The 15,909-nt window shown below is 66.1% G+C and carries 17 protein-coding genes and 1 other RNA gene; 5 read left to right on the forward strand and 13 right to left on the reverse strand.

Annotated elements, in window-relative coordinates; genetic code table 11:
- Positions 1-7 precede the first annotated feature (7 nt).
- Both WJU17_RS07880 and WJU17_RS07885 read right to left on the reverse strand, forming a co-directional pair.
- Complete coding sequence (locus tag WJU17_RS07880) at positions 8-1,303, reverse strand: divalent metal cation transporter (RefSeq protein WP_346327414.1); 1,296 nt, start codon at positions 1,301-1,303, stop codon at positions 8-10.
- A 32-nt stretch (positions 1,304-1,335) separates the two neighbouring features.
- Positions 1,336-2,667 carry an MFS transporter gene (locus WJU17_RS07885; protein WP_346326782.1) on the reverse strand — a complete coding sequence of 444 codons (1,332 nt, stop codon included), beginning with the start codon at positions 2,665-2,667 and terminating at the stop codon, positions 1,336-1,338.
- A gap of 91 nt (positions 2,668-2,758) precedes the next feature.
- Between WJU17_RS07885 and WJU17_RS07890 the strand changes: the two genes are divergently transcribed.
- Positions 2,759-3,982: a multidrug effflux MFS transporter gene (locus WJU17_RS07890; RefSeq protein WP_346326783.1), complete on the forward strand. Its 1,224-nt coding sequence runs from the start codon at positions 2,759-2,761 to the stop codon at positions 3,980-3,982.
- Positions 3,983-3,988: 6 nt separating this feature from the next.
- On the opposite strand, the gene WJU17_RS07895 is transcribed toward WJU17_RS07890, so the two are convergent.
- From WJU17_RS07895 to rnpB, 6 genes are all read right to left on the reverse strand, one after another.
- A complete protein-coding gene (locus WJU17_RS07895; RefSeq protein ID WP_346326784.1) occupies positions 3,989-4,531 on the reverse strand; it encodes a VOC family protein in 543 nt (180 codons plus the stop codon).
- Between the two features lie 64 nt (positions 4,532-4,595).
- Positions 4,596-7,052, reverse strand: coding sequence for a glycoside hydrolase family 3 C-terminal domain-containing protein (locus tag WJU17_RS07900; RefSeq protein ID WP_346326785.1), 2,457 nt, complete (start codon positions 7,050-7,052; stop codon positions 4,596-4,598).
- 58 nt (positions 7,053-7,110) lie between these two features.
- Positions 7,111-7,533 (reverse strand): CoA-binding protein, encoded by a 423-nt coding sequence (locus WJU17_RS07905; RefSeq protein WP_346326786.1) that lies wholly within the window; start codon positions 7,531-7,533, stop codon positions 7,111-7,113.
- Positions 7,533-8,318: an enoyl-CoA hydratase gene (locus tag WJU17_RS07910; protein WP_346326787.1), complete on the reverse strand. Its 786-nt coding sequence runs from the start codon at positions 8,316-8,318 to the stop codon at positions 7,533-7,535. The genes WJU17_RS07905 and WJU17_RS07910 overlap by 1 nt, the downstream gene beginning before the upstream one ends.
- Positions 8,315-9,508 carry an epoxide hydrolase gene (locus WJU17_RS07915; RefSeq protein ID WP_346326788.1) on the reverse strand — a complete coding sequence of 398 codons (1,194 nt, stop codon included), beginning with the start codon at positions 9,506-9,508 and terminating at the stop codon, positions 8,315-8,317. Before WJU17_RS07915 ends, WJU17_RS07910 begins: the two co-directional genes overlap by 4 nt.
- Positions 9,509-9,589: 81 nt before the next feature.
- An RNA gene (gene rnpB, locus WJU17_RS07920) (RNase P RNA component class A) lies at positions 9,590-9,958 on the reverse strand.
- 100 nt (positions 9,959-10,058) lie between these two features.
- Here rnpB and WJU17_RS07925 point away from each other — a divergent pair.
- Complete coding sequence (locus tag WJU17_RS07925; RefSeq protein ID WP_346326789.1) at positions 10,059-10,301, forward strand: hypothetical protein; 243 nt, start codon at positions 10,059-10,061, stop codon at positions 10,299-10,301.
- 21 nt (positions 10,302-10,322) lie between these two features.
- Here the strand turns inward: WJU17_RS07925 and WJU17_RS07930 are convergent, their stop codons facing one another.
- The 4 genes from WJU17_RS07930 to WJU17_RS07945 form a co-directional block, all read right to left on the reverse strand.
- Complete coding sequence (locus WJU17_RS07930) at positions 10,323-11,069, reverse strand: N-acetylmuramoyl-L-alanine amidase (protein ID WP_346326790.1); 747 nt, start codon at positions 11,067-11,069, stop codon at positions 10,323-10,325.
- Positions 11,066-11,953 carry a DMT family transporter gene (locus WJU17_RS07935; RefSeq protein WP_346326791.1) on the reverse strand — a complete coding sequence of 296 codons (888 nt, stop codon included), beginning with the start codon at positions 11,951-11,953 and terminating at the stop codon, positions 11,066-11,068. Before WJU17_RS07935 ends, WJU17_RS07930 begins: the two co-directional genes overlap by 4 nt.
- Positions 11,950-12,681, reverse strand: coding sequence for a TerB family tellurite resistance protein (locus WJU17_RS07940; protein ID WP_346326792.1), 732 nt, complete (start codon positions 12,679-12,681; stop codon positions 11,950-11,952). Before WJU17_RS07940 ends, WJU17_RS07935 begins: the two co-directional genes overlap by 4 nt.
- Positions 12,682-12,776: 95 nt before the next feature.
- Complete coding sequence (locus WJU17_RS07945) at positions 12,777-13,247, reverse strand: hypothetical protein (RefSeq protein ID WP_346326793.1); 471 nt, start codon at positions 13,245-13,247, stop codon at positions 12,777-12,779.
- Between the two features lie 173 nt (positions 13,248-13,420).
- Between WJU17_RS07945 and WJU17_RS07950 the strand changes: the two genes are divergently transcribed.
- Both WJU17_RS07950 and WJU17_RS07955 read left to right on the forward strand, forming a co-directional pair.
- On the forward strand, positions 13,421-14,011 hold the full coding sequence (locus WJU17_RS07950) for a TetR/AcrR family transcriptional regulator (protein ID WP_346326794.1): 591 nt from the start codon (positions 13,421-13,423) through the stop codon (positions 14,009-14,011).
- A gap of 84 nt (positions 14,012-14,095) precedes the next feature.
- Entirely contained in the window at positions 14,096-14,533 is a 438-nt protein-coding gene (locus WJU17_RS07955) for a hypothetical protein (protein ID WP_346326795.1), read from the forward strand.
- A 3-nt stretch (positions 14,534-14,536) separates the two neighbouring features.
- On the opposite strand, the gene WJU17_RS07960 is transcribed toward WJU17_RS07955, so the two are convergent.
- Positions 14,537-15,058, reverse strand: coding sequence for a VOC family protein (locus tag WJU17_RS07960; RefSeq protein ID WP_346326796.1), 522 nt, complete (start codon positions 15,056-15,058; stop codon positions 14,537-14,539).
- A gap of 155 nt (positions 15,059-15,213) precedes the next feature.
- On the opposite strand from WJU17_RS07960, the gene WJU17_RS07965 reads away from it, so the two are divergent.
- Complete coding sequence (locus WJU17_RS07965) at positions 15,214-15,906, forward strand: DUF6134 family protein (protein WP_346326797.1); 693 nt, start codon at positions 15,214-15,216, stop codon at positions 15,904-15,906.
- The last annotated feature ends 3 nt before the right edge of the window (positions 15,907-15,909 follow it).

Raw genomic sequence — 15,909 nt, forward strand, 5'->3', positions numbered from 1 at the left:
AGGATCGCTAGAACAGCATCGTCCAGAACATGGCGAGCACGGCCGTGGTCATGACGGCGGTGGTGAGCCAGCCCATCAGCCGCAGCGGCCGGGAAAGGACGAACGCCCCCATGATGCCGGGCCTCGATGCCATGACCATCATCACCACCATGATGGGGACGGCGACGACGCCGTTGATCACCGCCGCCCAGAACAGACCTTTCATGGGATCGATGGGCAGGAAGTTGATCAGGATGCCGACCACGGTGGCCGCGGCGATGGTGCCGTAGAACGCCTTGGCCTCGCGCGGCTTGCGGCCCAGACCCGTCGGCCATTGCCGTGCTTCGCCGATCGCGTAGGCGGCACTGCCCGCGAGCACTGGCACCGCGAGCATGCCCGTGCCGATGATCCCCAGCGCGAAGACCACCGAGGCGAACGGTCCCGCGATGGGCCGCAGGGCTTCTGCGGCTTCGGCCGAAGTACGGATATCCGTGATCCCATGCGCATGAAGGGTCGACGCGGTGGTGACGAGGATGAAGAAGGCGATCAGCTGGGAATATCCCATGCCGATATAGGTATCGACCCGGATACGCCGCAGCTCGTCCTTTGCCTGCTCGGGCGCGTCGATCAGCCTCGTGGCCTTCGGATCAACGCGTTCGTCCTCCGCCTCCTCGGACGATTGCCAGAAGAACAGATACGGGCTGATCGTGGTGCCGAGGACCGCGACGATCCCCACCAGATAGGCCCGCTCCCAGGTGATGCTGGGAATCAGGGTGTCGAGCGCCACCTGTCCCCACGGCACCTCGATGACCAGCACGGTCGCCACATAGGCCAGCAGCGAGAGAGTCGTCCATTTGAGAATGGCGACGTACCGGCGGTAGCTAAGGAAAACCTCGAGCCAGATGCAGATCAGGGCGAATGCCACCACGTAGAGATGCGGCGGCCCACCGATCAGCAGCCTGAGGGCATCGGCCATGGCGCCCAGATCGGCGCCAAGATTGATCGTGTTGGCCACCAGCAGCAGGCCGACCATGATCCGCACCAGGCCGGGCGAAAAATGCTGGCGCATGTTGCCCGCCAGCCCCTGCCCGGTCACCCGCCCGATGCGCGCCGTGATTTCCTGGATGGCGGACAGCAGCGGATAGCTGAACGGCATGGTCCAGGCCAGCTGGTAGCCGAACTGCGCGCCGGCCTGGGAATAGGTGGCGATGCCACTGGGATCGTCGTCGGAAGCGCCGGTGATGAGTCCCGGACCGAGGACTCGCCAGAGGCTTCGCCTTGGGCGGTGTGTCTGCGGCGGCTCGCCGCCCCCAGCGTCCGGCAGATCAACCAAGAGCAGGACTCATGCGGTTCTCTCTAAAGATCGATACCAGGCAGCGGGCGCCGGCGGAGATTGCCGACGATCACCCAGACCGAGAATACCTTGACGACAATGGCAACGAGGAACAGCGCGGTGTAGGACGTCGCCTCGGCCAACGCGCCGCCCAGGATGGGGCCGGCCGCGAACATGGCGGATGAGGCCATGCTGGCGAGCGCGATCATCATGGGCTGGTCGTCCCGCGAGCCGTATTCCAGCAGCAGGTTCTGGCCGGCGATCTGCAGGCCGCCGATGCCGATGCCCAGCCCGCTGAACACCACGGCCAGCCAGAACAGGTCGTGGGCGAACAGCATCGCCACCAGGGACAGTCCCCAGACCACGATCGAGCCGATGAAGGTCCATGAGTTGCCGAAGCGATCGCCGAGGATTCCCCAGGCGGGCGTCACGAAGGTCTGGATCAGCATGAACGAGATGGTCAGAACGCCGAGCCCGTAGCCGCCAAGCGGCTCGCCCGACGCCGCCATCTCCTGCTTGGCGAACAGGACGTAGAACGGCACGGCGGCGATGGCCAGCGACGCCAGCGTGCTGCTGACCAGGAACCGCATGAAGCCCGGCGTGCGCGTCTGAGCCGGCAGCTCGCGGAGCCGATCCATCAGCCTGGCGGGAGGCCGCACGTTCGGCGGCTCGGGCTCGCGAATCTGCTTGAGGCCGAGCAGTCCGATGGTGGTGAGGATGAAGGCGAGCAGGAAGGTGGTCGCATAGCCGTTGCTGAACACGTCGTGCTCGATGAAGTAGCCGCCGCCCATATAGGCGACGCCCGCCGCGACGATCCCGGCGAAGAAATTGCGGAAGCCCATCAGCCGGCCGCGGATCGCCATCGGGATCAGCTTGGACACGGTGAACTGGAACGCCACGGACTGCATGCCGTTGAACGCGCCGAACAGGAACAGGGACACGCCGATGGTCCACAACGCCGGCCCGGGCGGCAGGAAGAAGCCCGCCAGGGCGATGGCCAGCACGCTGGCCCGCATGGCGCCGCCGACCCACATGAAGACGGGGACCACTTTCTTCCGGTGCGAAATCAGATTGCCGCCGGGCAACGAGGCCAGGGTGGCGCCGATGTGCTGGGCAGCCAGAACGAAGCCGACGACGGTGGGCGAGCCGGACAGCACGAACAGATAGGCGGGCAGGAAGGTGGGGGCCTGCAGCAAGCGGAACCCGGTCATGCCGAAGACGCCGTGGAGCAGCAGCGCAAAATAATTGCGGCGCAGGTTCTTGTTCACCTCCTCGGCGAACACCTGTTCCGCGTTCGGCGGCTCCGGCGCCTGAGCCGCGCCGGCCTGATCGCTCTCTCCCCGAGTTTCCAGCAACCGAGCCATCCCCGATTAGCGGGCGCTTGCTTCTATCCAGCAGCCCTTGGATGGCTTACTTATCGCAGAAACCGACCGCGAGTAACCCTGAATGTCCATCGACAAAAGCAATGCAGCCCGGCGACCCACGCCGGGAGTGAGGCTCACGCTGCTGCTCGGCGCGCTGACGGCGTTCGGACCGATTTCCATCGACATGTACCTGCCCGCCATGCCGGCCATCGCCGCCGATCTGGCCACCGACGCCGAAGGCGCGCAGCTGACCCTGTCGTCGTTCCTGATCGGCCTGGCCATCGGGCAGCTTTTCTACGGGCCGCTGTCGGACAGGGTAGGCCGCAGGCCGCCTTTGATGATCGGCATCGTGCTGTTCGTCATCGCCAGCATCGCCTGCGCCTTCGCGACCTCCATCACCGCGCTCATCGTGCTGCGCTTCATCCAGGCGCTGGGCGCCTGTGTCGGGCCCGTGCTGGCGCGGACGGTGGTCACCGACATCTATGAGCGGCGCGACGCCGCCCGCATGTTCTCCATGCTGATGCTGGTCATGGGTCTTGCCCCGATCCTGGCGCCGCTGGCGGGCGGCTGGGTGCTGGCGTTCAGCAACTGGGAGACCATCTTTCTGGTCCTGGCCGGATTCGGCGTGCTGATCGGTGGCATGGTATTGCTGCGCCTGCACGAATCGCGGCCCGAGCACGTCGCGATCCACGCCAAGACCGAATCGCCGTTCCAAGCCATCGCCTCGGTCGCGCGGCAGCGACAGATCGTGGGCTACGCCATCGCGGGCGGCATGAGCACGGCGTCCATGTTCACCTATATCGCCGCGTCGCCGGATCTGCTGATCCAGACCTATGGCATCGCGCCTCAGCACTATGGCTGGATCTTTGGCGCCAACGCCGTCGGCCTGATCGCCGCGTCGCAGGTCAACCGCGCCTTGCTCTCGCGCTATACGAGCCACCAGCTGTTGCAGGCCGCGCTGCGCACCAGCGTGGTGCTGTCAGCACTGCTGCTGGCGGCCGCGATCACGGGTTTCGGCGGCCTGGTGGGCATTCTGGTGCCGCTGTTCCTGCTGATCACCTGCATGGGCTTCGCCATGCCGAACGGAATGGCGTCCGCCATGGTCATCGATCTGAAGCGCGCGGGCAGCACCTCGGCCTTCGTCGGCAGCATCCAGTTCGCGCTCGGGGCGTTCGCCTCGGCCGTGGTGGGACTGCTGCATGACGGCTCGGCCGTGCCCATGGCGGCGGTGATCGCCTGCGCGCTCACGCTGGGCGTGATCGCCATCCAGTTCCTGGTGGGCAAGCCGCCGGCCTTCGCGAGCTGATCCGGATCAGCGCCGCGTGGTCGCCTTCCAGGATGGCGGGCGCACCGGATCGGTCTTGCCGTCCCAGGTCTCGGCGCCCTGCTTGATGACGTCGAACATCAGGATGTGCTCGTGGTCGGTCGGCATGAGCTGGATCATCACGCCCGGCGCGTCCACCAGATCCAGATAGGCGTGCGAGTTGATGTAGCGGTGGCCAACCACATAGTTGATGCCCCGCTCGGTCAGCTCCCGCAGCTTGCCGTCGACATCGTCGCACCAGACGGCGAGGTGTTGCAGGCCGCCTTCGGGATTTTCCTTCAGGTAGTCGCCATAGATGGTCGGGCCGCTGTCGTCGTACGGCGTGATCAGCTCGATCTGCTGGTCGCCCGAATACGCGAAGGCCGCCTGGATATGGCAGTCCATGCGCTCGCCATAATGCTCGGCCGGCAGCCGGATATCCTCGATCAGGTAGAACGGACCGATGCCTCGCGCCAGCCAATGCTGGATGCCTTTGTGCATGTCCGGCACCACGTAGCCCTGCTGCACGACAGGGCCAAACAGCTTGCTCATTTCGTCTCTCCCCAGAGTGAGCGCCTAGCGAAGCACAGTCAGGCGCCGCCGGTCCAGCGCGGCGTCACGCCAGCAGCTCCAGATCCATCGAGACAGGCAGATCGCGGGACGAGCCGCCGAACCACAGGATGAACCGGCCCGGCTCGGCGACCCAGCATCCGGCATGGACGTCGTACCAGGACAGGTCGCGGGGCGTGAGCGTGAAGGTCACGGTCGCCGTCTCTCCCGGCGCCAGCATCAGTTTGCGAAAGCCCTTCAACTCGCGGGGCGGGCGCACCTCGGACGCGGCGCAATCCTCCACATAGAGCTGCACCGTCTCGTGACCGGCGCGGTCGCCGCTGTTGGTCACCTCGACGGAGACGGGGATCGCCTCGCCTTGGCGCACGCTGGCGGGACCGCGAGCGGCGCCATAGGCAAAGCGCGTGTAGGAGAGGCCGAAGCCGAACGGGAACAGCGGGTCGATCTTCTTGCGGTCGTAATAGCGGTAGCCGACGAAGATGCCCTCGCCGTAATTGGCGTCGCGGGTGCCGGGATAATGGATGTAGGTCGGGTTGTCTTCCAGCCGGCGCGGCATGGTGTGCGGCAGCTTGCCGGACGGGTTCACCTGTCCCAGCAGCGCGCGGGCGATGGCGTGGCCGCCTTCCTGACCGGGCAGCCAGGCCGTCATCAGCCCCTTCACCTTGCCGAGCCAGGGCAGCGTCATCGGCCCGCCATTCTGCAGCACGACGATGGTGTTGGGATTGGCCGCGGCGACCGCCTCGACCAGCGCGTTCTGCTCGCCATGGAGTTCCATGTCGGCGCGGTCATAGCCTTCGCTGTCCGTCGAGCGGGAGACACCGACGAAGACGAGGGCCACATCCGCGCGCGCGGCGGCGGCCACGGCCTCGTCGATGGTGCCCGCCGGCTTACGCAGGCCGACGCGGAACAGCTGGAACCGGTCACCCCGGGTGGCATAGTCGATCTCGATGGGATAGCAGCGCCCCGCTTCCAGCATCACGGTGCCGCGGCCCCGCGACATCTTCACCACGTCGACGAAGGTGAAGGGCTCGGGCGCAAGATGGCCCGCCACCGGCACGCCGTCGATGCGCACCTGCGCCACCGTGCCGCGCATGGTGACGTGTTCGATGACGACTTCGTAGTCGCCGCTTCGGTCGGGCCAGAGGAAGCCGCTCCAGCGCGCCGAGAACGTGTCCGCATTGGCGCCCGCGACATCGCGCGGAAAGCCGAACTTGTGCATGTAGGCCTCGGTCCCCTGGCGAATGACGGGACCGGAGAGGTCGTCGCTGGCGTGATACCGGACCGCCAGTCCTTCTGCCGAGCGGTTGCGGTCGGGGCTCAAGAAACGCCGGTCGATGAGGGGGACGATGGGCTCGTTGTCGACGCCCGGCGCATGGACAAGCTCGACCGCGTCGCCGAGCAGATCCCGCAAGCCATCCAGCGGCGTCACCTCATGAAAGGGAATGGCATGGGCGCTGCCGCCGCCCTGGATAATCGCTTCATCCGCGTTGGGGCCGATCACCGCCACCCGCTTCAGGGCGTCCGCGCGCAGCGGCAGGATCTCGTCCGCGTTCTTGAGCAGGACGATGGCCTCCTCGGCGATCCTTTGTGAGAGGGCCTGATGCGCCGGCGTGTTCAGCGCGCCTTCTCCGGTCCCGTCGAGAGCGCCGATGATCAGCACCAGCATCCGCCGGGCCGCGGCGTCGATGGCCGAGAGGGGCACCTCGCCCGCTTCGGCCGCATCGACCAGTTTCTGGCCGAAATGCCGGGCGGGGCCGGGCATTTCCAGATCGAGACCGGCCGCGACCGCACCGGTCGAGTGTACCGCGCCCCAGTCGGAGACGACCGCGCCGTCGAAGCCCCATTCCGTCTTCAGCACCTCGGTGAGCAGCCTTTGATGCTCGCTCATGAAGGTGCCGTTGACCCGGTTGTAGGCGGCCATCACGGTCGCGGGCCGGGCGCGCGTCACCGTCGCCTCGAAGGCGGGCAGGTAGATTTCGCGCAACGTGCGTTCGTCGACATTGGAGCTGCTGTTCAGCCGCTCATGCTCCTGGTTGTTGGCCGCGTAGTGCTTGACGGAGGTGCCGACGCCCTCGCTCTGGACACCCTGCACGAAGGCGACCGCCAGTTCTCCGGCGAGATGCGGGTCCTCGGAGTAGGTCTCGAAATTGCGCCCGCCCAGCGGCGTGCGCTGGATATTGATGTTGGGGCCGAGCAGCACATGGACGCCCTTGGCCCGGGCCTCACGCCCCATGGCGGCGGCGGCGGCGCGGATCAGGTCGGGGTTCCAGGTCGCGCCCATGGCCACGCCGACGGGAAACACCGTGGTCGGCTCGCTCTCGTTGCAGCGCAGCCCATTGGGACCGTCGGCGACGAAGATGGAGGGCAGGCCAACGCGCGGCAGCGCCACCGTCGACCACATGTCGCAGCCAGCCAGCAACGCGACTTTTTCTTCGAGGGTCAGCCGGGCCAGGAGCGCATCGGCGCGGCTGGCAACGGACTGGGCAACAGTCTCGGTGGTCACGGCATCTCCCCATTCAACCGGTCACCGGCCGGATGATGAGGGAAGCCGCGTGCGGCGTCTACAGGCCGAGACGACTCCATTCGATGACGGGACAGCGATCCATGACGACGGTCAGTCCCGCCGCGCGGGCAGTCTCCGCCGCGGCGTCGTTGATGACGCCGAGCTGCATCCAGATCGTCTTGGCGCCGACCTCGATCGCCCTGTCGACGATGGGCGGGATGAATTCGGAGCGCCGGAAGCAGTCCACCATGTCGATGGGGACGGGCACATCGCCCAGATCGGACAGAATGGTCTTTCCCTGTACCGTTTCACCCGCCGCGACGGGATTGACCGGATAGACGTCGTATCCCTGCGCGATCAGGAAACTCATGACGCCATAGACCGGCTTGAACCGGTCGGTGCCCGCGCCGACGACGGCGATGGTGCGGGTATTCTTCAGAATCGTGGCGATGGCGCTGTCGGTGGGGTTGGTGAATGCCATCAGGTGTCCTTCCATTCTGGATGTCGCTTGTCGAGGAACGCCGTGATGCCTTCGGCGGCATCGTCGAACGTCATGTTCTCGATCATGGCCTCGGCTGCTAACGCATAGGCGTCGGGAAGGTTCATGGGGAGCTGGCGATAGAAGCCATGCTTGCCAAAGCGCAGCACCTTGGACGATTTGGACGCGAGCTGCGCGGCCAGCGCGCCGACGGCTGAATCCAGCTCGGCGAATGGCACCAGCCGGTTGACCAGGCCGATTTCCGCCGCCTGGGCCGCCGGGATGAGATCGCCGGTCAGAAGCATCTCCATGGCGTGCTTGGGCGCCACGTTGCGGGTCAGCGCGACCATGGGCGTGGAGCAAAACAGGCCGATGTTCACGCCGGGCGTGGCGAAGCGGGAATCATCGGCCGCGACCGCCAGATCGCTGGACGCGACCAGCTGGCAGCCCGCGGCGGTGGCGACGCCGTGTACCCGCGCGATCACCGGCTGAGGCAGCGCGACTACCGCCTGCATCAGCTGGGCGCAGGTCTCGAAGGTGAGCCGGATGAAATCGGGATCATGATGGAGGCGCATCTCGCGCAAATCGTGTCCGGCGCAGAAGGCGGGACCGGCCCCGGCGATGACGACCACGCGCACCGCGTCATCCTCGGCGATGGCGGTCAGCGCATCCATCAGGGCGGCCATGAGATCGAGGCTGAGGGCGTTGCGCGCCTGCGGCCGGTTCAGCGTCAAGGTGGTGACGCCCTCGGGCGTGTCGGCGCGCAGCAGCACGGGTTCATCATTCATCGGGCATTCTCCTGTCTGAGCGGCCGGAAGGTAGCACGGATATCGTCGACCACCGCCTCGGGTTCCTCGGCGGCGGCGAAGTGGCCACCCATGGGATGTTCCTTGCGGTAACGCACATCGAACTGGGCTTCGGCCTCGCCGGACAGGCTCCGGCCGACGTCATGGGCCATGTAGGTAAGGCCGGTCGGTACGTTGACCAGCGGCGTGCCGTCATGAACCGGCTTCCACGGCACCTTGCCCGCCTCGGCGTAGAGCCGGGCCGAGGTCACGAACGTGTCGGTGAACCAGTAGAGCGAGGTGGTGGTGAGCAGGAAGTCCCGGGTGAAGGCCTGTTCCACATCGCCGTCATTGGCGCTCCAGGCGCGGCGGCGCTCGACCAGCCACGCCAGCAGGCCGACCGGCGAATCGTGCAGCGCATAGGCCAGCGTCTGCGGGTCGAGCATGTGCACCGCCACGTGGCTGGCGATGCGGCGCTGGATTCCGAGATAATGCTCGCGCTGGGCAGCCGGCAGGTCGTCGGGCACCAGCTTGCCGGCGGTCACGTCCCACGGCCGCTGGTTGTTCCAGTAGTTGAGCCTCGGCGTGCTGGTCAGGTGAATGCCGATGACGCTTTCGGCATATTTGTGGCCGAGCTGGGCGGTGGTCGTCGCGCCCCAGTCGCCGCCCTGGGCGCCATACCGCGCGAAACCGAGCTTTTCGGTCATCAGCCGGTGAATGGGATCGGCGGCCCGGGCCGCGCTCATGCCGGTCTGGGTCAGCGGCGAGGAGAAGCCGAAGCCCGGCATGGACATGACGATGACCTCGAACGCATCGTTCGGGTCGCCGCCGAAAGAGGCAGGGTCGGCCAGCGGGCGGATCAGTTCGTGATAGTCCCAGAAGGTCCATGGCCAGCCATGGGTCATCACCAGCGGGATGGGGTTCGGGCCCTTGCCCGGCTCGCGGATGAAGTGCAGCGGCACGCCGTCCACCTCGGTGCGGTAATGGCTGAAGCCGTTGATCGCCCGCTCCTGCGCGCGCCAGTCGTACCCGTTCAGCCAGTAGTCCACCAGCTCGCGCATATAGGCACCGTTGGCGCCGTAGCGCCAATCGTCATTGCCCATGTCACGAGGCCAGTTGGCAGCGCGAAGCCGGCGTTTCAGGTCCTCGAGCTTTTCCTCGGGTATGGCGATCTGGAAGGGTTCGACGGTCACGGCATTCTCCCCGGTTGCGCCTCCGAGTGTACGGGAGAACGCCGTGAGCGCCAGCGGCTGCGCACGCCGCCGCGAGGGAGAAACGCCAGATGGCCTGTAAGCCGGGTTCTGTCCCCGCTTGCGCGGGTGATGACCATTCCTCTAGGCGTACCGTTGCCGGCACGCTCAAGCAACCTACCCGGACGACGCGTCGGAAACGCTGCATGTGCCGTCCCTATTCGGTCTTGCTCCCGGTGGGGTTTACCGTGCCGTCCCTGTTACCAGGGCCGCGGTGCGCTCTTACCGCACCCTTTCACCCTTACCTGCTGCGAACGGCAGGCGGTTTGCTTTCTGTGGCACTTTCCCTGGGGTCGCCCCCGCCGGGCGTTACCCGGCACCGTATTTCCGTGGAGCCCGGACTTTCCTCCCCCTGCCGGTTACCCTGCAGGCGGCGGCCATCCGGCCATCTGGCGCGGGCGAACATGGGACCATGCGGCCGTGCGGTCAAGAAGCCCTTGCAAGCCCAGAGCCTTTTGCCGATGATGGCCGCCCTTCCATGGACTCGGCGGTAATGATCAAAATCAGCCCGGCAAAATCGTTGGTTCTCGCTGCGGCGGCGGCTTCGCTGCTGCTCGGCGGCTGCGAAACGCTCAACAGTCTCAATCCTTTCGGCGGCGGCAGCAGCAAGGACGAGAAGAAGATCGAGCAGGCCAAGAAGTACGACAACCGCCCGATCTACAAGCCCACCGGCGACATTCCGCCGGACGCGGCCAACGCCAAGCGTTCGGACGAGGACGTCAGGGCGGCCCCGTAAGACCGCCCTTCCCCTGAATCCTCAGTGGTCGCAGACACCTGCCTTGGGCGGGGTCGCGGCCATGTCGGCCTGGACGGCGACCTGAACGGCCGCGATCATTGTCCGCGTTTCCTTGTCGGCGCTGCCGTCCACCCGTGACGGCCGCCAATGCCGCTGGAACGCCTTCAGGATCGCCCGGTAGACCGGCGAATCCTGGCCATCGACGGGAATGCAGTAGCCGATGGACCGCAGCGCGTTCTGGATCTCGCGCACCGTGCCGGAGACCGGCTCCAGATCCACATGCTGCGGCCAGAGGCCGATACCCTTCCTGGAAAAGCGCTCCCAGGGAAACAGCTCGCCCGGGTCGTCCTTGCGCATGGGCGCGATGTCGGAATGTCCGAGCACCTGACGCCGGGGAATGGGATGGCGGCCGAGAATGTCCAGCGCCAGCGATTCCAGCGCGGCCATCTGGGCCTCGGGGAAGTCGCGGTAGCCATGCTCATGGCCCGGATTGACCAGTTCGATGCCGATCGATCGCTGGTTCATGCCGATCTTGCCTTCCCAGCAGGACTGTCCGGCGTGCCAAGCGGTCTTGTCCTCGGTCACCAGCCGGTGAACAGTTCCGTCCTCGTCGATCAGGTAGTGGGCGCTGACCTTGGCCTCCGGGTCGCACAGACGGTCGATAGCGGCCTGGGCCGAACCCATCCCCGTGTAATGCAGGATCAACAGGTCGATGTCGAATCCCGGCGGACGGGCGGAAAAGTTGGGCGATTCCCGGTCGGTGATCATGGCGTGTTCCCCGTTAAGCGTTGGCGGCGCGACTTGAGCGCCTCGCGGATCTGGATAATGGCGACACCGCCCATGGTCATCAAGCCACCGATGGCCAGTTTCGTGGTGACCGGATCGTCGTGCAGCCAGATGCCGAAGAAGACACCCAGCATGGGCGGCGCGATCATGAACGGCACCATATAGGTGACCGGGTAGCGTTGCAGCAGATAGAACATGCCGCCATGGCCCATGATGGAGGCGCCGACGCCGGTGTAGAGCACCAGCAGGACGCCGTACCAGCCGGCATCCACGGCATGGGCCACCTGCCCCGTCTCCATGAAGAACGATACCGCGAACAAGGCCGGGAAACTGACCACCGCGATCCAGGCTTGGACCTGCATGGGATGGGCCCCGGTCATGCCGCGCATCAGGATGACCGAGACCGCGAAGAAACAGGCACCGATGCAGACCACGATCAGGGCCAGCGGGCTGTCGAAGGCGACCGGGTCGAAGCCCAGAACCATCACGCCGGCAAAGGCGACGGCCATACCGGCCAGCCGCCAGGGACCGACCCGCTCACCGAGGAACAGGACGGCGAGAAGCACCATGAAGGGGATGTTGATCTGCAGCGCGACGGCGACCGGCGCGACGTGGTCGGTCAGCGAATAGCCAACCAGGATCAAGCCGAAATGCAGCGCCCCCGAAGTCAGGCCGATCCAGACCATGCGCCACATCTGTCCCTTGATCGGTTTGAGCCAGGGACTGAGCAGCAGCGCGACCACGAAAAAGCGCAGCCCGGCGAAGAACACCGGGGGAATGACATCGACACCCCATTTGGTGACCATGACATTGAAACCCCAGACCAGCGTGACCAGCACGGCCAGCATGAAATGCGGTAGGGTCATGCGCCGAGGCCGCGGTGCTTGCGGATGCGGTCATAAGCATCGTTGATCGCGGCGACCTTCTCGTTCGCCACGTCGATGAATTCCTGCGGCAGGCCTTGGGCGACCAGCGTGTCCGGATGGTGCTCGCGCACCAGTTTGCGATACTGGGTCTTGATCTCGTCGTCGCTGGCGCCGCGCGCCACGCCGAGCACACGGTAGGGATCGGCATCGCCTGGCCCCACATGGCCGGCGCGGATGCGCTCATATCCGGCCCGGTCGAAGCCGAAGATCAGCGCGACTTCGTACAGGAACTGGTCCTCGGCCGGATGAATCACGCCATCGGCCTTGGCGATATGGAACAGGGCGTCCAGCAGCTCCTCGAGCACGCCCCGGTTGCCGCGAAACAGCTTGGCCAACTGGTGGGCATAGGGCTCGAAGCCGGTGGCCTCGCGCCGCGCCTTGTCGAACAGGCGCTCGACGTTCTTCACCTCATGCTCGGGGATATGAAATACCTGCCGGAAGGCGTCGATCTCGTCGCGGGTCACCGACCCGTCGGCCTTCGCCATCTTGGCCCCCAGCACGATGACGCCGATGGTGAAGCTGATGCTTCGCGTGCCTTCCCGCGCGTCGCCCGGCTCTGGATCGGTCTTGCTCGCGGCATGGCCCACCGCGGCGCCGAGCAGCGCGCCGATCGGTCCGCCCAGCATGAGACCTGCCGCGCCGCCCAGTATGGTAGTCCAGATGCTCATGCCGCGTCCTTTACGGTCGCCGTTAGTAGCATCGAACCGGACGGGAAACAGCCTGCGTTTTTTCCGGTCGGCATGGACCGGAATGCAGGGAACGCTCAGTTATCCGCAGCGCCTTCCTCGATCCATTGGCGCACCAGCGCGATCTGTTCCGGCTTCAGCGGGCTGCCGACGGAGGGCATCGCGGCGCCGCTGCCGCCCACCTCGGCATGGGTGCCCTCGATCTTGCGGTAGAGATAGCTGTCCGCGGGTTTGCCCGGTTCGACCCGCATCATATCGACCTCGACCGACTTGATGCCGACCAGGCTGGCATGGGCCGATTTGGGGTGAAGCTGGATGCTGCCCGGTTCCTTGCCGGTGAGATGGCACATGACACAGCGCGTCTTCAGGATCGGCACGATATCCTTGGCGAAGCTGACCGGCTCGGCGGCGGCGGCGGGCGTGGCTCCCAGCAGGCAGGCGACGGCGAATGTCAGCAGACCGACGCGGCGACTGGCGCGGGCGTCGCCGCCAGCCAGGCAGAGCGGCGCCGCGTGGCGGCTGAGCTGTACAAACGTGTTCCCCGACATGTCATCTTCCCCTTTTTGCCCGGCGGCCGTGCGTCGATGCACGTTCTCGCTCGGCTTCCGGTCGCCGAGTCGCCATGCTATACGCGTTTCGTGGACCGTATCGACCGTTGTCTGATACGGACCGCCACGGAAAATATAATCTCCGCAAGCCTCGCCGCTGATCCAGGAAGTCAATGCCCCGCCAAGTCGATCATGATGCCCGTCGCCTGGAAGTCGCGGAAGTGGCGGCACGCCTGATCGCGCAGGTGGGCGTGGAACGCGTGACGGTGCGCGAGCTGGCCAAGGCGGCGGGATACAGCACCGCCATCGTCAGCCACTATTTCGCCGACAAACGGCAATTGCTGCTGTTCACCTACCAGGCGGCCGCGCAGAACGCGCAGGAGCGCGTCGACAGCGTCTTGTCGGCGGCGCCGGAGGATCTGGAAGGATGCCTGACAGCGCTGCTGCCGCTCGACGAGGCCCGCCACCGCGACTGGCAGGTCTGGCTGTCGTTCTGGGGCATGGCCATCGGCGATCCCGAATTCGCCGAGGTGCAGCGCCGGCGCGTCATCGGCAGCCGCAAGATGATCCAGGGCGTGCTGGAGGCCATGGCGCGCAAGGGCAAACTGTCTGGCGACATGGATTTCGACCTGCTGTCGCGGCAATTGCTGACTGTCGTGAACGGCCTGGCGGTGCAGGCGGGCTTCGATCCGGCGGACTGGCCGGCGGAACGGCAGCAGAATGTCTTGTCGAAAGCCATCGAAACCTTGCTCGGTCAAGGCTGAGGGCCGTTCCCAGCGGGAGAGACGCTTTTCTTCGGCGTCAAGCTGGGGGATAGTCGATGCCTGTCTGCTCCAAGGGGGAACCGGATGTTGAAGCCCTTCCTGCACGGCGCCGCGCTCGCGCTGGCCCTGACCGTCGCTGTCGCCCTGCCGGCCGCGTCCCAGCCCATGGATCCGGCGCCGGGCGCCGTCGAGCCGCCGCCGCCGAAAAAGCCCAAGGCCAAGCCGAAACCCACGCCAGCGTCGTTCGACTGCCGGGATGCCCGGTCGGAGGCCGAGCGCATGGTGTGCCGCTCGTTCGAGCTGGCCAAGCTGGACGTGCAGATGTACCGCGCCTACCTGGCGTACACGGACAGCCTGGGCCCGGACCAGGGCCTGACGCTGCAATCGGCCGAGCTGGCGCAGCGCCGCTGGGTCATCAACCGGGACCAGTGCCGCGATGAACTCTGCGTGCGTGACCTGTACGAGGACCGGATCGACGCCTTGCGGGCCCAGCACAACACCAATATGGGCCTGCGCCGCTGACCGTCAGTCCTTGAAGATTTGCGGTCTGGCGAGGTCAACATCCTTGCGGGCGGCGGCGACGTGCAGCGCCGCGACCTGCATGCCGGGACCGGGCTGGACGAACTCGATGGTCTTGCCGTCGGGATCGCGCATGATGCAGAACTTGGACCCGGCGATCTGTCCTTCGTCGCCCGCATAGACCGGTTCGGTATGAAAGTCGTGCCCCATGGCCGTGAGCCGGGCGTAGACATCCTCGATGTCGTCGACGACGAAGCACAGATACACATAGCCCACATCGTCCTGGCGCTGGTCCATCGGACGGCGCGCGGGAATGAATTCCAGCAGTTCGATGGCGAAATTACCGACAGGGATCAGCACCGCGCGATGGACATGCGGCGGCAGGCGCAAATTCCTGTCGGCGCTGGGGCCGGAGACCTCCAGCGCAAAGGCCGGCTCGAGGCCGAAGACCTCGCGATACCATTGCACGGAGCGCTCCAGATTGCTCACCGTGATGCCGACGTGATGGAAAACCACTGGTATGGTCAAGATCGAACTCCCCTGTCGCCTGTCTCCCCGCGCCAAGGCTCGTCGCCGGGCATCGCGCTTGTCAAGCGGCGGCGACGATTCCGCATGGGGTTTCACGGCGCATGCACTAGCATGCGGCAGCGGCCCGGTGGAGGAGCCGCCCAACTGAAAGCAGTATGATGCGTCGCAGAACGGGCCTGTTGGCCATGATGCTCGCCCTGGTCGCGGCAAGCGCCTCGGCGGCGCCGTCTCCGGCCATCGACGGCGTGCCCAAGGGCGGCGTGCTCGAGTTCGCCGTGTCGCGCAAGAACGAGCCCATCGGCACCGCCACCCTCACCTTCGCCGACAAGGGCGAGGATCTTCAGGTGCAGGTGGACGTGAACCTGAAAGTGAAGCTGCTGTTCCTGACCGTCTACAGCTACCGCCACCAGGCCACGGAAACCTGGTCCGACGACCGGCTGGTGGCGTTCGACAGCACGACGCAGGAGAACGGCAAGAGCTGGCAAGTGGACGCCCATGCCGAAGACGATGGCACCCTCAGCGTCAACGCCAATGGCAAGCAGGGCAGCGTGCCGGACACGCTGCCGCCGACCAGTTACTGGAATCCGACCATGATCGGGCAGTCGCGCTGGTTCAACAGTCAGTTCGGCACGGCAGGCGACGTCGCCGTGCGGACCCTGGGCCGCGAGACCGTGGAATCCGCCGGTCGGATGCTGGCCGCCCAGCGCTTCAAGATCACGGGAACCGTGACGGAAACCGGCAAGCCCATCGATCTCGACCTGTGGTACGCGGACAATGGCGAGCTGGTGAAGATGCACTCCATTGCCGACAGCGACGGCTCGCTGATAGAATTCGACCGCATTCGCTGATCC

Origin of the sequence: Iodidimonas sp. SYSU 1G8 (genome assembly GCF_039655775.1) — a bacterium.
Classification (GTDB): domain Bacteria; phylum Pseudomonadota; class Alphaproteobacteria; order SMXS01; family SMXS01; genus RI-34.

What these genes read in the sequence shown, in the direction of transcription:
- WJU17_RS07930 (WP_346326790.1), bottom strand. Translation starts at nt 11,069, where the DNA reads ATGATCACCGACCGGGAATCGCCCAACTTTTCCGCCCGTCCGCCGGGA.
- WJU17_RS07895 (WP_346326784.1), bottom strand. Translation starts at nt 4,531, where the DNA reads ATGAGCAAGCTGTTTGGCCCTGTCGTGCAGCAGGGCTACGTGGTGCCG.
- WJU17_RS07890 (WP_346326783.1), top strand. Translation starts at nt 2,759, where the DNA reads ATGTCCATCGACAAAAGCAATGCAGCCCGGCGACCCACGCCGGGAGTG.
- WJU17_RS07965 (WP_346326797.1), top strand. Translation starts at nt 15,214, where the DNA reads ATGATGCGTCGCAGAACGGGCCTGTTGGCCATGATGCTCGCCCTGGTC.
- WJU17_RS07910 (WP_346326787.1), bottom strand. Translation starts at nt 8,318, where the DNA reads ATGAATGATGAACCCGTGCTGCTGCGCGCCGACACGCCCGAGGGCGTC.
- WJU17_RS07940 (WP_346326792.1), bottom strand. Translation starts at nt 12,681, where the DNA reads ATGAGCATCTGGACTACCATACTGGGCGGCGCGGCAGGTCTCATGCTG.
- WJU17_RS07955 (WP_346326795.1), top strand. Translation starts at nt 14,096, where the DNA reads ATGTTGAAGCCCTTCCTGCACGGCGCCGCGCTCGCGCTGGCCCTGACC.
- WJU17_RS07935 (WP_346326791.1), bottom strand. Translation starts at nt 11,953, where the DNA reads ATGACCCTACCGCATTTCATGCTGGCCGTGCTGGTCACGCTGGTCTGG.
- WJU17_RS07925 (WP_346326789.1), top strand. Translation starts at nt 10,059, where the DNA reads ATGATCAAAATCAGCCCGGCAAAATCGTTGGTTCTCGCTGCGGCGGCG.
- WJU17_RS07950 (WP_346326794.1), top strand. Translation starts at nt 13,421, where the DNA reads ATGCCCCGCCAAGTCGATCATGATGCCCGTCGCCTGGAAGTCGCGGAA.
- WJU17_RS07905 (WP_346326786.1), bottom strand. Translation starts at nt 7,533, where the DNA reads ATGGCATTCACCAACCCCACCGACAGCGCCATCGCCACGATTCTGAAG.
- WJU17_RS07945 (WP_346326793.1), bottom strand. Translation starts at nt 13,247, where the DNA reads ATGTCGGGGAACACGTTTGTACAGCTCAGCCGCCACGCGGCGCCGCTC.